This window comes from Granulicella aggregans (assembly GCF_014203275.1).
Taxonomy (GTDB): domain Bacteria; phylum Acidobacteriota; class Terriglobia; order Terriglobales; family Acidobacteriaceae; genus Edaphobacter.
On record NZ_JACHIP010000005.1, the window covers coordinates 486,201 to 500,028 of the forward strand.

At 60.1% G+C, this 13,828-nt stretch carries 13 protein-coding genes; 3 read left to right on the top strand and 10 right to left on the bottom strand.

Annotated features, from left to right (window positions below):
• The first annotated feature begins 7 nt into the window (after window positions 1–7).
• Window positions 8–592: a thioredoxin family protein gene (locus HDF16_RS19235; protein WP_184220341.1), complete on the top strand. Its 585-nt coding sequence runs from the start codon at window positions 8–10 to the stop codon at window positions 590–592.
• Between the two features lie 47 nt (window positions 593–639).
• Here the strand turns inward: HDF16_RS19235 and HDF16_RS19240 are convergent, their stop codons facing one another.
• Window positions 640–906 (bottom strand): hypothetical protein, encoded by a 267-nt coding sequence (locus HDF16_RS19240; protein ID WP_184220345.1) that lies wholly within the window; start codon window positions 904–906, stop codon window positions 640–642.
• A 131-nt stretch (window positions 907–1,037) separates the two neighbouring features.
• Window positions 1,038–1,763: an ABC transporter ATP-binding protein gene (locus tag HDF16_RS19245; RefSeq protein WP_184220348.1), complete on the bottom strand. Its 726-nt coding sequence runs from the start codon at window positions 1,761–1,763 to the stop codon at window positions 1,038–1,040.
• Window positions 1,764–1,813: 50 nt separating this feature from the next.
• Here HDF16_RS19245 and HDF16_RS19250 point away from each other — a divergent pair, with 50 nt between their 5' ends.
• The gene (locus HDF16_RS19250; RefSeq protein WP_184220351.1) at window positions 1,814–2,407 is read left to right on the top strand and encodes a hypothetical protein; all 594 of its coding nucleotides are present in this window, start codon (window positions 1,814–1,816) and stop codon (window positions 2,405–2,407) included.
• 20 nt (window positions 2,408–2,427) lie between these two features.
• On the opposite strand, the gene HDF16_RS19255 is transcribed toward HDF16_RS19250, so the two are convergent.
• The 8 genes from HDF16_RS19255 to HDF16_RS19290 form a co-directional block, all read right to left on the bottom strand.
• A complete protein-coding gene (locus HDF16_RS19255; RefSeq protein ID WP_184220353.1) occupies window positions 2,428–2,886 on the bottom strand; it encodes a response regulator in 459 nt (152 codons plus the stop codon).
• Window positions 2,887–2,964: 78 nt separating this feature from the next.
• Window positions 2,965–4,026, bottom strand: a complete 1,062-nt coding sequence (gene glk / locus HDF16_RS19260; RefSeq protein ID WP_184220356.1) for a glucokinase — start codon at window positions 4,024–4,026, stop codon at window positions 2,965–2,967.
• Window positions 4,027–4,932: a 6-phosphogluconolactonase gene (pgl, locus tag HDF16_RS19265; protein WP_348641359.1), complete on the bottom strand. Its 906-nt coding sequence runs from the start codon at window positions 4,930–4,932 to the stop codon at window positions 4,027–4,029.
• 22 nt (window positions 4,933–4,954) lie between these two features.
• Window positions 4,955–6,481 carry a glucose-6-phosphate dehydrogenase gene (zwf, locus tag HDF16_RS19270; protein WP_184220359.1) on the bottom strand — a complete coding sequence of 509 codons (1,527 nt, stop codon included), beginning with the start codon at window positions 6,479–6,481 and terminating at the stop codon, window positions 4,955–4,957.
• Window positions 6,482–6,580: 99 nt separating this feature from the next.
• A complete protein-coding gene (gnd, locus tag HDF16_RS19275) occupies window positions 6,581–7,507 on the bottom strand; it encodes a phosphogluconate dehydrogenase (NAD(+)-dependent, decarboxylating) (protein ID WP_432432257.1) in 927 nt (308 codons plus the stop codon).
• A gap of 27 nt (window positions 7,508–7,534) precedes the next feature.
• Complete coding sequence (locus tag HDF16_RS19280) at window positions 7,535–8,167, bottom strand: HAD-IA family hydrolase (protein ID WP_184220365.1); 633 nt, start codon at window positions 8,165–8,167, stop codon at window positions 7,535–7,537.
• A gap of 140 nt (window positions 8,168–8,307) precedes the next feature.
• Window positions 8,308–10,302, bottom strand: coding sequence for a transketolase (gene tkt, locus HDF16_RS19285; protein WP_184220369.1), 1,995 nt, complete (start codon window positions 10,300–10,302; stop codon window positions 8,308–8,310).
• A 149-nt stretch (window positions 10,303–10,451) separates the two neighbouring features.
• On the bottom strand, window positions 10,452–12,881 hold the full coding sequence (locus HDF16_RS19290) for a glycoside hydrolase family 15 protein (protein ID WP_184220371.1): 2,430 nt from the start codon (window positions 12,879–12,881) through the stop codon (window positions 10,452–10,454).
• A gap of 290 nt (window positions 12,882–13,171) precedes the next feature.
• Between HDF16_RS19290 and HDF16_RS19295 the strand changes: the two genes are divergently transcribed.
• Window positions 13,172–13,783, top strand: a complete 612-nt coding sequence (locus tag HDF16_RS19295) for a Fe-Mn family superoxide dismutase (protein WP_184220374.1) — start codon at window positions 13,172–13,174, stop codon at window positions 13,781–13,783.
• Window positions 13,784–13,828: the final 45 nt, after the last annotated feature.

Below are 13,828 nucleotides of genomic sequence, written 5' to 3' on the forward strand. Positions count from 1 at the left end.
AGGGCCCATGAGTAAAACAGAGTCGACGATGGTAAAGCTGGGCACGATTGCGCCGCCATTCGAGTTGCGCGACGTGATCAGTGGACGCGGAATGAGCCGTGACGACATCTTTGCCAGTGCCGGTGACGAAGCTCGTGGCCTGCTGGTCATGTTCATCTGCGTTCACTGCCCTTATGTAAAGCATGTAGAGGCGGAGTTGGCCAAGATCAGCGAGGACTACGAAGGCTTGATCGCTATGGTCGCGATTCAAAGCAACGACATCGTGGCCTATCCTGACGACGGTCCCGCTGGAATGATTGACCAGGCAGCAAGAGTCGGCTTTCGGTTCCCCTACCTGCTGGACGAGATGCAAGAGGTAGCGCGGGAATATGACGCTGCCTGTACTCCGGACTTCTTCCTGTTCGACGCGCGGATGCGCCTTGCTTACCGCGGACAACTGGATGGAAGCCGGCCTCGTCGTGGAGACTCTGGGAACGACGTGCCAGTAACGGGACAGGATCTGCGCGCCGCGATGGACGCCGTGATCGCCGGCAAGGCGCCAAATCCGGAACAACGGACGAGCCTGGGATGCAACATTAAATGGAAGAGCTAGAACTTGCCGGGCCGCAAAGTTTGCGGCCCGGCATCTCGCGCAGAGAACTATAGGGGCTTGTTGATGGCGGCGTCCGAGCCGTGCTGCTTCACCATCTTGTTGTAAAGCCCCAGAATGAGAAACGGCGCCGCCCATTGTCCAATGAACAGGGCCATATCTGTTTTCTTCTGAGCCTTGAACGACACCGAAACCGCCATCGAAGCAAGCGCCGCAGCCAGATATACGCTGGACGGAACCTGTGAGGTGAACTTTTCGATAGCTGCGGTAACTTGATCTTCCTGCGCTTCGCCGGGTGCTACACGATAGTCGGTCATTTATCTAATCTCCTAAGGCGGAAGTGCCGCCTGTAGGAAGAATGATGCCGATTTGACAACCGGTGCGGGCCGCTCCAGATGAATTCCTTGCAACTTTCATCCCGCGAAAGAAACCGCCCCGATACATCACCCTAGTACGTAGTGTGGAGCGCGCGCCCCGCGCCCTTCTCTTCCCGTACCAACTGGCCGTCGCGCATCGTGAGAATACGGTCGGCAATCTGGGCTGCCTCCGGATTGTGAGTAATCATCAAGACGGTCTGGTTGAGCTCCCGGCTCGCATCACGCAACATCTCCAGCACGGCGTCGGAGTTCTTCGTGTCCAGGTTGCCTGTGGGCTCATCGGCCAGCACAATAGACGGGCGTGTCACCAACGCCCGCGCGATCGCGACCCGCTGCTGCTCGCCGCCTGAGAGCTCGTTCGGACGATGGTCGAGGCGACCGGCAATCCCAAGTTTCTCAGAGAGGTGGGCCAGAAGCTCATGATCGAGCGGCTTCTTCGTCTCCGCGCCAAGGTTCGCGATGTCATGTGCGATTTCGATGTTGCCGAGCGCCGAAAGCGTCGGCAACAAGTTGAAGCGCTGGAAGATGAAGCCGATTCGCGCCCGGCGCATCTTCGTCCGTTCTGCGTCGGACAACTTCGCGAAGTCTGTACCCGCGATCGTCACGGAGCCAGACGTGGCATTAGTCAAGCCGCCCAGCACATAGAACAAGGTCGACTTGCCTGAACCAGACGGCCCGACGATGGCGACAAACTCGCCCGGTTCGATGGCGAAGTTGACACCGTGAAGAGCATTTACTTCCAGCTTGCCGGAACGATAGGTTTTGCCGAGGTTCTGAGCGACGATGATAGGAGTCATTAGCACTATCAAGTTTATCTGCTTGGCGGGCTTGGCGCGAATGAGGTTCGATGAAGATTGCAGTGTGGTTGTTTTTTGCCGTGGCCGGCTGGTGCGCCATCGGCCTATTGGGAACCGTGGTTTCGCTTGCGCGGAATCGGCGAGCTGAGGCGGTAAAAAATGTCGCATGGGTGACGACCGTCGCCGGCGTCTACCTCGTGGTGCTGCTCGCGGTCTCCGCATTCCAGAAGCAGCGCGTCGTCGCCATCGAGCAGAACCAGTGTTTCGGCTCCATGTGTTTCCGGGTCATTGGCGTCGATGAAGTCCCGGGCCTGGTCTCTGGCGCGACCGATCGGGTCGTCCGAGTCCGCATAGCCATCGCGAATCGTGGCCGTTCCGCAGCCGAAGAGCCAGCAATCCGTGCCTATCTGCTGGACTCGCGGGGACGCCGCTGGGTTACGTTGCCGGGCCTTACCGGAAACCGCCTGACCAGCCGGATCGCGGGCGAGTCGGAGATCGTCAGCCAACCGATGTTTCGTGTCGGGAGTGACGCCACCGGTCTTGGGCTGGTTCTGACACACGGTAGCTGGCAGTCGCGGAACCTCATCATCGGCGACTCCGACAGCGTGGCCCACAAGCCCACTATCGTCGCGTTGGGTAGATGAGTTTTGCGTGCCTTGGAGTGCTAGTGGGGAGCGAACTCCGATTCGGCTAGAGCCTGGGTGATGGAAGACAGCAATAGCTCAGTCTCCACGGGCTTCTGTAGAAAGAGCGCCGCTCCGGCCTCCTTCGAGCGCTCTTCATGGCTGGCGCGGTCGCGCGCGGACAACACGATTACGGGAATCTGAGCCTCTGAAGGCTCGCCCTGGAGCATATGCAGCACCGTGTAGCCATCGCCGCTCGGCATACCCAGATCCAGCAGGATCAGGTCCGGGCGATGTTTTCGCGCCTCCGCAACGACCGAAAGCCCGTCCCCCGCGCAGCTTACCTCGTAGTTGTTCGCTCGCAGGCGGATGAGCAAGGCCAGCCGCATACCCGGATCGTCATCGCCAATCAGGATTCTCTTCTTCGAGGAGTTCGCCGCTTCCATGCACACCATCCCCAGCCGGCCCGCCCGGTCGGCGCAGGCCGTGATCTTCGACATCTGCCTTCTACTTCGGCGCGAAGTCGGATCTACTGCTGAGGATCGTGAGGAAATGCGGCCCCTAGTAACGTGACGCGATCAGTCGGTCTGTACCGCCGCCAACGACGCCGCTCGCTCGGAGTGGCCGGAGTTCTCGGACGCTCTCGCTTCCGCGTAGGCAGCCGCGCCTAAAAGCGCGCAGGTATCGTCTAGGATGACGCGCACCGGAATCGCCTCCAGGATTGAAGACATGCGTCCCTTGTCGGTAAACGCCTGGATGAAGGCGCCTGCCTTGAGGGTCTTGAGGATCTTCGGCGCGATGCCGCCGCCGAGGTAGATGCCGCCGAGCGCCAGGACCTTCAGGGCAACATTCCCAGCTTCAGCGCCGTACGCCGAGGTGAAGATTCGCAAGGTCTGGAAGCAGATGTCGCTGGTTCCATTCTCCGCGCACTCGCCGATGACGGCGTTGGGATCTTCCGTCGCCAGCCGTTGAGCAAGCCACACCGGCTCTTCCAGCTTCAGGATGTCCTTGCAGAATCCGTAGACGTTCTTAATGCCGAGCCCCGAGACGACACGTTCAAAGCTGACCCTGCCATGCAATGTGCGACGAAGATGGTTCAGCAGAGCGATTTCGGTCTCATTTCGCGCCGCAAAGTCGCAGTGTCCTCCCTCGGACGGAATCGGGATGTGGCTCTTCTTGCCGTCGAAGATCAGCATCGCTTCGCCCAGGCCAGTTCCCGCCGCAATCAGGCCACGATGTCCTACTGCGGTTGGATCGCCCTCGTGGAGGGTGAAGATCTTGTCTGGTGCGAGCTCGGAGATGCCGTAGCCGTTGGCTTCGAGATCGTTGATGAGGAAGATGTGTTCGATCGAGAGCGACTTCGAGAGTTCGCGAACGTCGAGCTCCCACGGCAGGTTGGTCAGCTTCAACCTTCCGTCGCGCACCGGGCCGGGTAGGCCGAAGCAGGCCGCCTTCACCTGGCTCCGGTCTAACTCTGCGCCGTTTTCGCCCGATGACAGGAAGTTGTTCACAATGTCATCCAGGCACGCGAACTCGTGCGCCGAGTACTTTTTATCGCGAAGGGCCTTAAGCCGTCCGCCTTCGAAATCGTAGAGTGCCAGGTGGACCTTGGTGCCGCCTACGTCGCCAGCGAGAATCATCTAGGAAAGCTCCAGTGTGCCGACGAGCATTGAATTTGGACCTGCAACAGTCGGTGCAGGCAGCTTAGACGCTGAAGCTGTATCGAGCAAGAGAGAAAGCTTTCCGGATGCCGGGCGAATCAGCTGCGAGGGTGTGGTCTCGGGCTGGTAGGGTCCGAGCATGACCTGCGCGAGGATATCTGCCTTGGCAGCTCCCTCGATCAGGAAGGCCACCTCGCGACCGTGGTTGATCACCGGCTTAGTCAGCGTGATGCGCCAGGTATCCTTCTGCGGAACGTGGTTTGGGGTGACGATCAGACTGATCTCTTCGAGGGCAGCCGTATGCGGAAAGAGCGAGGCTGTGTGCCCGTCGTCGCCCATGCCCAAGAGGATAAGATCGAAGGTTGGTGTCTCTGCGCCCTCGAGTTTGAAGGTGTTGCGAATCTCTGACTCGTACCTGGCAGACGCCTCGGTCGGATCGAGTTCGCCCTCCATCCGGTGGATACGAGCTTCCGGCAGAGGAACATGGTCCAGCAGCGCCTGTTTGGTCATCAGGAAGTTGGAATCCTTGTCGGTGGGAGGGACGCAGCGCTCATCCACCCAGAAGAGCTCGAGCTTATCCCATGGGGTCTCAGCCGCAAACGGCTTCGCCGGGTCCGCGAGCAGCGTGAACATGCGCTTGGGCGTTGAGCCTCCGGAGATGGCGATCCGCGCTACACCGCGCGCGGCGACTGCAGACTTGGCATGCGCGGTAAACAATGCGGCGGCGGCCTCTGCGACGGCGTCGGCGGTGGGAGAGACGTAGTAGGTTACGGTTGCTGCGGGAGGCATCGCGGAGTCCTTTGAGATCTCTGGTAGTTCTTCGAAACTGCGTGCTTTGAAACCATGCGCCGCCGGAGAACATCCCCCGGCGGCCACAGCGATCATCGATACATCTCTAACTGCAAAACTACAGCTTGCGCCAGCTCCGGCCATCGGCTTCGATCAGCTTGTCCGAAGCTTCCGGGCCCCAGCTACCTGCCGCATAGTTCGGGAAGTCGACGTTGCCGTCCTTCGCCCACGCCTCAAGAATCGGCGTAAACAGAGCCCAGGTTGCTTCGACACCGTCGCGATGCGCGAACAAGGTTCCATCGCCGAGCATCGCGTCGAGAAGAAGACGCTCATAGCCGTTTGCCGAGGACTTGCCGAACGCCTCGGCGTAGCTGAAGTGCATGTCCACCTGCGCTACATTGGTCGTCGGTCCGGGAACCTTAGCTCCGAAGCGCAGCGAGATGCCTTCGTCGGGCTGAATGCGCATCGTGATGACATTCTGCTCGATCTTGTCGTCGCTCGAGTTCGACTTGAAGAGATGGGTTGGCGGCTGCTTGAAGACGATGCTGACCTCGGTCACGCGCTTGCCAAGCCGCTTGCCCGCACGGAGGTAGAACGGAACTCCCGCCCAGCGCCAGTTTTCGATCTCCAGCTTGATCGCTCCGAAGGTCTCGGTGTGCGACTCCGGATTGACGCGCTCTTCCTGGCGATAGCCGATCGCATCCTGTCCATCCACCTTGCCCGGACCATACTGGCCACGGACGGTGTTCTCGACGGGGATGCCCTCGATCGAGCGCCAGACCTTCAGCTTCTCGGTGCGAACGGCGTTTGCCTGGAACGAGTCCGGTGGCTCCATCGCTACGAACGAAAGAACTTCCATCACGTGGTTCTGGAGCACGTCGCGAACGAGGCCAGCCTTCTCATAGAACGGCCCGCGGCCCTCGATACCGATGCTTTCGGCCGCGGTAATCTCGACGTGGTCGATGTAGTTGCGGTTCCAGATGGGCTCGAAGATGCCGTTGCCGAAGCGGAAGACGAGGATGTTCTGCACCGTCTCCTTGCCTAGGTAGTGGTCGATGCGGAAGATCTGGTCTTCGGAGAGGACCGCGTTCACGTCGTCATTCAGCTTGCGCGCCGATTCGAGATCGGTGCCGAACGGCTTCTCGATGATGACGCGCACCCAGTGGGACTCGCCCTCGGCAGGCTTTGCCATGCCGCGCTTGCCGAGACGCTGGATGATGTCTGCGAAGAACTCCGGCGCAACGGCGAGGTAGAACAGGCGATTTCCCTTGGTCTTGAACTTTTCGTCCAGACCGGCGAGATAGGTCTTCAACTTCTCGAAGCCCTCGTCGTCGTCGAAGTTGGTGGCAAAGTACTGGACGCGATCGAGGAACGGCTTCAGCTTGGCCTCGTTCGCATCGACACCGCCGCCCTTCATGATGCCGTCCTGCATGTCGGGCCCAAAGGTTGCGGAGAGATCGCGGCGCGCGACGCCTACGACAGCGAAGTCCTCAGGCAGGAGGCCCGCCTGGTCAAGGTGATAGAGCGCCGGCAGAAGCTTGCGCTTGGTCAGGTCGCCGGAGGCACCGAAGATCACGACGATGCACGGCTCAGGGGTACGTTCGCCCTTCTTGGTGGCATCGAGTTGGGCAGGTGTAGTGGTCATGCTGTTGCTCCCTTGCTCTTTCTACTTTTCGAATGGCGAGCCATTCGTTTGAATCCCATGGATTCGGCTGGGGAGTCGCTCCCCAGCCGCTAAGTCAGATTATGCCTTTTTTACCGCGTGGCCGCCGAACGCATTGCGTTGAATCGAGATCATGCGGTCAGTGAAATTGTTGTCTTCGCGGCTGCGCAGACGGCGGATCAGCGATTCCGTGATCACGGGTGCTGAGACGTTTAGATCAATTGCCTCGAAGACCGTCCAACGGCCCTCGCCGGAGTCAGGAACAAACGCTGTGAGACCATCCAGCGTTGGATTCTTCTCGAGTGCATCTGCCGTCAGGTCAAGCAGCCACGACCGGACGACCGAGCCCTTCTGCCAGATCTTCGAGATCTGCACAAGGTCGAGGTTCAACGGCGTCTTCGCCTTCATGATCGAGAAGCCTTCGGCATACCCCTGCATCATCGCGTATTCAATGCCGTTGTGGACCATCTTGACGAAGTGTCCAGCGCCCGACGGGCCAACGTGGCCCCAGCCCTCCGCCTTGCCCGGTGCCAGCGTCTCGAAGATCGGAAAGAGCGGGTTGACCGCTTCCGGATCGCCGCCGACCATCATGCTGTAGCCTTCCTTCAGTCCCCAGATACCGCCCGAGGTTCCGCAGTCCACGAAGTGGAAGCCCTGCGGCTTCAGGGCCGCGTGCCGGCGCTGCGTGTCCTTGTAGTTCGAGTTGCCGCCATCGATGATGGTGTCGCCCTGCTGCATCAGCGGCAGAAGCCTGGCGATCGTCTGGTCGACCGGGTCGCCCTCGGGAACCATGATCCACACGGCGCGGGGAGCGCTCAGATTTTTTACCAGATCTTCGAGTGTGTCCACGCCCACCGAACCCAGCGACGTCAGCCTGGCGGTCGCTTCCTTGTTGAAGTCGAAGCCGACGACCTTATGGCCGCCCAGGCGGAGACGTTCCGCCATGTTGAATCCCATCTTGCCAAGTCCGATAAGTCCGATTTCCATTCTCTTCAACGTCCTTTCAATTAAACCGTGCTTCCAAAACAAGAAATGCTAGATATTCACTCCCAGCTGCGCCAGCGAAGAGCGAACCTGGGCCGGGGATTCGAACCGGATTCCCCGCATGCCGTGATACTCGGCGGCATCGATGTTTGCCTGCTTGTCGTCGATGAAGACGGCGGTCGAGGCGGGTTGGCCCGAGATGCTGATCGCAGCCCGGAAGATGTCGGGGTGCGGCTTCATCTCGTTTACATAGCCGGAGCAGATGAAGTAGTCGAATTGTTTGCGAAGCCCGAAGGCATCGAGGCGGTACTCGTTCAGTTCCGCGCTCTCGTTGTTCAGCGTTGCAAGTTTGTATTGGCCTGATGACTTCAGCGCAACGAGGATATCAAAGGATTCAGGATACTGGAATGAACTTTGATCGCATACTTTGGGCCAGATATCTGAAAAAGTGAAGTCGTACTTCGGAGACGAACCGTCTTTTGGTTTGAACAAGGTTCGGTCGAAGTACTCCTCTGCGCTGATACGGCCCCGCTCCCATACAAAGCTCTCGTAAGGATGCCGACGTTCAAACGCCGGAAGATCGACCCCCAGGGGAGACAGCACATTGACCCGTTGATACCGGTCCCAGCCGTTCGACAGAATGACGCCGCCGATGTCCCAGAAGATCGTCCGGATATCGTTCATTCCGCCTTCAATACCTTTCGCCGTGGCAAGTCATAGTCTCGGGTTTGGATGCAGGCGGTGGATGCTTCGATCTAAATATGCCGCCCTTGATCTGCCACGTTACAAAGCAAATGGGCGGAGCCGAAGCCCCGCCCATCCCTCTACTTCTTCAACAGCTTCTTGGCCAGTGCGACGATTGCTTCGACTGTAACGCCGTAGTGCTCCATCACGGTGGGTCCGGGAGCGGAGGCGCCGAACTTGTCGACTCCGATGATGCCTCCGTTGTGGCCGACATACTTCCACCAGCCCATCGTCGATCCCGCTTCCACGGCGATCTTCGGTGTGGCCTCGGGCATCAGGGCCGTCTTGTATGCTGCGTCCTGCTCCTCGTAGATCTTGAAGCTCGGCATCGAGATCACGGTTGCGCCGATTCCCTCAGCCTTGAGGACCTCTGCGGCCTTCATCACAAGCTCCACCTCGGAACCAGTGCCGATCAGGATGATGTCCTTGCCGGAGTCATCCAGCGCATACGCTCCGTGCTTCACGCCTTCGTGGATCTTGTACTTCTCGGCATCGAGAACCGGAAGGTCCTGACGTGAGAGCGCCATGAAGCTTGCGCTCTTACGCTCGAGCGCCAACTGCCAGCAGGCTGCCGTCTCGTTCGCATCCGCCGGACGGAAGTCCGTCAGCTGCGGGATGGCGCGCATGCTCATCAGGTGCTCAACCGGCTGGTGGGTCGGACCGTCAGCTCCAAGGCCGATCGAATCGTGAGTGAAGACATACAGCGAGTGGACCGACATGATGCCGCCCATGCGCAGCGCCGAACGGCAGTAGTCCGAGAAGGTGTAGAAGGTCGAGCCGAACGGAATCAGGCCACCGTGCGCCGCCATGCCGTTGACCGCAGCCATCATGCCAAACTCACGCACACCGAAGTAGACGTTCCGGCCAACCGGGTCGACATGGAAGCTGGGCGAATTCGCAAAGATCGTCTTGGTGGAGCTGGTGAGGTCGGCAGCGCCGCCAAACAGTTCCGGCACCACGCCGGCGATCGCGTTCATGACAATCTGGCCAGCGTTGCGGGTCGCGACTGGCTTGCCTACTGGGAATACCGGCAGCTTCGACTCCCAGCCCTTGGCCAGCGTGGCCGAGAAAGCGCGGTCGTACTCAGCAGCCTCGGCGGGATACGCCGTGGCATACGCCTTGAACTTCTCCGTCCACTCGTCGTGCAGCTTTTTGCCTTTGGGGACGATCTCGCCCCATTGCTTGGCCGCCGCTTCCGGAACGTAAAAGTCCTTGTCTTCAGGGAAGCCCAGCGTCCGCTTGGTCGCCTTGGTCGCCTCGGCTCCAAGCGCCTCGCCATGCACGCCCTTCGTGCCGGCCTTCGGGCTACCGTAGCCGATTACCGTGCGAACCTTGATCAGCGTGGGCTTCTTGGTCTCGCGCTGCGCTTCTTCAATTGCCTTCGAGATCGCCTCGAGATCGTTGCCATCCGTGACCGTGATGACCTGCCAGTGATACGCCTCGAAGCGCTTCACCACATCTTCGGTATACGAGAGGCTCGTCGGGCCATCGAGCGAGATCAGGTTGTCGTCATACAGCACGATCAGCTTGCCGAGTTCCAGCGTTCCGGCCAGCGATGCTGATTCGTGCGAGATGCCTTCCATCAGGTCGCCATCGCCGCATAGGACGTATGTGTGGTGATCAACCGGGGTGTGGTTCTCGTGGTTGTAGACCGCGGCAAGGTGCTTCTCCGCGATCGCGAGACCAACGGCCATCGCAAATCCCTGACCGAGGGGACCGGTGGTGACTTCAACGCCGGGCGTCTCGCCGATCTCCGGGTGCCCAGGGGTGTGTGATCCCCACTCGCGGAACTGCTGCAACTGCTCCATGGGCAGGTCGTAGCCTGCGAGATGCAGCATGCCGTACAGCAGCGCCGAAGCGTGGCCGTTCGAAAGAACGAAGCGGTCGCGGTCGCTCCACTTGGGGTCCTTCGGGTCGTGCTTCATGTACTTGTGGTACAGAAGGTACGCGATCGGGGCGCATCCGAGCGGAGCGCCGGGGTGGCCGTTCTTGGCCTTCTCCACGGCGTCGACGGCCAGAAAGCGTAGCGTGTTGATCGAAAGTTGGTCGATGTCTTGTGTCTGCAGGTCGCTCATTCGATTTCCTTTTCCAGTTAAGCGGGGCGGTGGGAACAGCTCCCGGTGGTGGTTTCTAACATCAGCGCTATCAGTGTACAGGTCGATCCTGCGAACGAAAATGGGTGGCCCTTCAATCTACATCTCTCGGGCTCATCGTCCCGTTTCGATCAAGCGGGAATCAGTTCGACCTCGTGGTTGCGTCCCAGCCAGCGGTCTTCTGCCGGCCAATAGAGGGTGAAGATGATCTTGCCGGCGTGCTCAGGAGTTGTCCCAATGTCCGCATACGATCCCGGATAGCCTACCGTCCGCGACTCAACCGTCGCCTGTGTTACCCAGTCGTCGAAGGTGTAGGTCACCCGGAAGCGCTTCGCGTCCATGATGCGCAACATCAGGCCCGAAACCATCTGCGTCACCTGGCGGGTGGTCTGGAAGACTTCGATCAGCGAGGTAAAGCTGCGCTCCTCCGCCGGCTTTGCGTAGCGATCCTCCACGGCGGAGATGGTGTCAAAGACTCGGCCGTCGCTCTTGGACCTGAGCAGCTTCACGTACTCGGAGTGCGCCCACACCAACGGCTGCGCCGCTCCTGCCGATCGGCCCAGAAAGAGGCCTTCGGAGGGCAGATCGGCGTGATCCCAGATCTGCTCCGGCAGCATGCCGCCCACTGAAGAGAACTTCTCGAAGGCGGTGATGAAGCTGTCCACGTCATTGCCTGCGGCGAGTTCATAATGGGCGCGTTCTCCGCCCAGCAGCGGCCACGCGCGGCCCTGACCCCAGTGCTCGAACGGGCCGCCATCTTTCCGCTGTCCGTAGCCGTCGTGGTTATAGCGCCGCCAGGAATCGCCATAAGGCGTCTCGATCTTCAGACAGCGATCGACGACCTTCAACGAGTCAATGATCAATGGGTCATCGGCGCGCCGAATTCCGTAGCGCACCAGCTCCAGGAAGCCGGCGTCGATCACCTCACGCGCCTCGAAGTCGTACTTCTCGTCCGGGGCGCGATTCGCGATGTGAATATAGCCGTCCTGCACCCAGTCGTTGTAGAAAGGCTCGCCTTTCGCCGGTGGACGTACCCGCATGTAGTGATACTTCACGTCCGGGTGGAGAACGCCCTCGGTTGTCGTCGTCCAGCGGTCGAGATTGCCTTCGATCCAGTCCGCATAGGTTTCGAGGAAGCTTGCAAGCTCAGGGGCCTGGTAGGCCCGGGCGATGTCCGCCGCACAGACCAGACCGGCGATCACCGCCGCCAATGTCGATGGCGAATACCCCGGATTTTCCTCCCAGCGCTCCTGCTGCGTCACCGGGGCGAAGCGGACGAGGAACGCTGCGGCATTTTCGACGAAGGGAAATACATCGAAGTTGCCGAGGCCGTTGAGCTTCCAGAGACGCCACGCCAGGATGATCGGGAATGCGACCTCATCGAGCTGGATGCCCGTCCAGTAAGGCGTTCCATCGATCCAGAAGTTCTGCGCGAAGCTGCCATCGGGCCGCTGCGTACAGGCAAGGTAGACAAGGGCCCTGCGCGCGGTGTCTGTACGTCCAATGGCCAGACACGCCGTCGCCGACTGCACCATATCGCGCGTCCACACCAGGTGGTACCCGCCGAGGTCGTCGTCGCTCTTCGACGCCCCCCATGGGATCGAGGCTGAGGCAATGAAGGCTCCGGGGTAGGTCTTGTCCTCATGCGACAGGATCACGTTCTGGCTGATCCTCATGAGTCGGCCGCCGTCGGTCGCCGCAAGCGAGAGTTTCTCGGGAACGCCCGAGCGATGCCATTGCTCGATGAACCGCTTGGCGTGGATGGCGTAAGGAGTCGAGAGCGTCTGCATCATGCCGGCCAAGGCCGCGTGATGACCGTCGCCGAGCGCGATTGCTACCGTGAACTCGCGATGCCGGGCCACGTCGATCTCGCCCATGACGGCGAGATTGCCGTTGAGTGCCTGCCCGAACTCCCAGTCCATCGTCATGTCGGTCGAGAGGTCCTGGAAGCCGTCGCTCGATCCCACATAACCGCACGAAGAGCGGGTAAAGCCGCAGTCCACGCCCAACGCCAGTGATGTTCCGCCCTTCCAGCACAGCAGCGCGCGCTGTCCGGCAACCTCGATCGAGCGCGCCGAGTTCCCTGCTCCGCCGCCGTTCAGGTGCGGGGCCAGAAGCGCATAGCACTTCAGCCGTGAAAGCACGGCCTCGTCGCCGGCAATCTTCACATTCATCAGCACGACGGGGTGATGCGGGTCGGAGATGAACTCTTTGGTGACCGTGTACCGGCCATTCAGATCGCTCGCCGTTACGCGAACGGCCGGGGCGTCGGGGTCGATGTAGCTGAAGTCGTACTCGAAGTCGCGCTTTTCTTCATGGAGAAATGTTGCTCCATCGGTGAAGAGGAGCTCCATGTCACGGGTCTGCGGACGGTCGATCGTCGGGTAGTAGACCTCATTCAGAGTCCCGTGCGATATGGTGAACCACACTCGGCTGGAGGCCGCATAGGCTGTGGCCACGGCATCTTTACGCGAAGAGGTCCAGCGTGGTTCAAGCCCTGGCGCTCCAAAAGCAGCACCATCATCGTCAAGCCAGCGGTACGAAGCAGATAGGTCGCTCATGTGTCTTGCTATTAGACCTCAAAACTGTTGGTTGGGGGCCTGTGGAGATGAATGCGGCGTAAACTTCCCGAAATGAGAGGATATCCATCCTCTTGCGCTATTATGCGAAAGCCGGACTTCAAGCTCGTTTCTCTCAACATGCGCGGGTCTCACTGCATCGTGGCATCCGGAACGTGCATCGAAGACAGCAACAGCCTTCTCTCTGCTCGGCTACCGCGGAGAATATTATCGCAAATGTTGCGGGGCGCAATTTATTTCACGAAAACACGCATTACCAGAGGAGATTGACCGTGGCCTACGAACTTCCACCACTCACCTACGATTACGCGGCGCTTGAACCCTACATCGACGAAGCGACCATGAAGCTCCACCACGACAAGCACCACCAGACCTACGTGACCAATCTGAACGGCGCGATCGAAAAGCACCCAGAGCTCGGCAAGCACACCCCTGAAGAGCTGATTAAGGACCTCGCGGCGATTCCCGAAGATGTTCGTCCTGTCGTTCGCAACAGTGGCGGCGGACACGTCAACCACACCATGTTCTGGGAGATCATGAAGCCGGGCGGCGGCGGAGAGCCCACCGGCGCCATCGCCGACCAGATCAAGGCCGACTTCGGCGACTTCGAGACGCTCAAGAAGACCTTCAACGAGACCACGGCCAAGCAGTTCGGCTCCGGCTGGGGCTTCATCATCTTCGTCGGCGGCAAGCTGCAGATCGTCACCAAGCCGAACCAGGACAACCCGATCTCTGACGGCCACTTCCCGATTCTGGGCAACGACGTCTGGGAGCACGCCTACTACCTGAAGTACCAGAACAAGCGTCCGGACTACCTCGCGGCATGGTGGAACACCGTGAACTGGGACGAGATCAACAAGCGCTTCGAGACGGCGAAGAAGTAGTCAATCTTCGTTTCGACACAAAAACGGCGGCCTCGCGATGCGGGC

Bases quoted from the DNA above. Each gene is read 5' to 3' on its own strand.
- HDF16_RS19280 (WP_184220365.1), bottom strand. From the start codon at position 8,167: ATGAACGATATCCGGACGATCTTCTGGGACATCGGCGGCGTCATTCTG.
- HDF16_RS19235 (WP_184220341.1), top strand. From the start codon at position 8: ATGAGTAAAACAGAGTCGACGATGGTAAAGCTGGGCACGATTGCGCCG.
- HDF16_RS19245 (WP_184220348.1), bottom strand. From the start codon at position 1,763: ATGACTCCTATCATCGTCGCTCAGAACCTCGGCAAAACCTATCGTTCC.
- pgl (WP_348641359.1), bottom strand. From the start codon at position 4,932: ATGATCGCTGTGGCCGCCGGGGGATGTTCTCCGGCGGCGCATGGTTTC.
- HDF16_RS19250 (WP_184220351.1), top strand. From the start codon at position 1,814: ATGAAGATTGCAGTGTGGTTGTTTTTTGCCGTGGCCGGCTGGTGCGCC.
- HDF16_RS19290 (WP_184220371.1), bottom strand. From the start codon at position 12,881: ATGAGCGACCTATCTGCTTCGTACCGCTGGCTTGACGATGATGGTGCT.
- tkt (WP_184220369.1), bottom strand. From the start codon at position 10,302: ATGAGCGACCTGCAGACACAAGACATCGACCAACTTTCGATCAACACG.
- HDF16_RS19255 (WP_184220353.1), bottom strand. From the start codon at position 2,886: ATGTCGAAGATCACGGCCTGCGCCGACCGGGCGGGCCGGCTGGGGATG.
- zwf (WP_184220359.1), bottom strand. From the start codon at position 6,481: ATGACCACTACACCTGCCCAACTCGATGCCACCAAGAAGGGCGAACGT.
- HDF16_RS19240 (WP_184220345.1), bottom strand. From the start codon at position 906: ATGACCGACTATCGTGTAGCACCCGGCGAAGCGCAGGAAGATCAAGTT.
- glk (WP_184220356.1), bottom strand. From the start codon at position 4,026: ATGATTCTCGCTGGCGACGTAGGCGGCACCAAGGTCCACCTGGCACTC.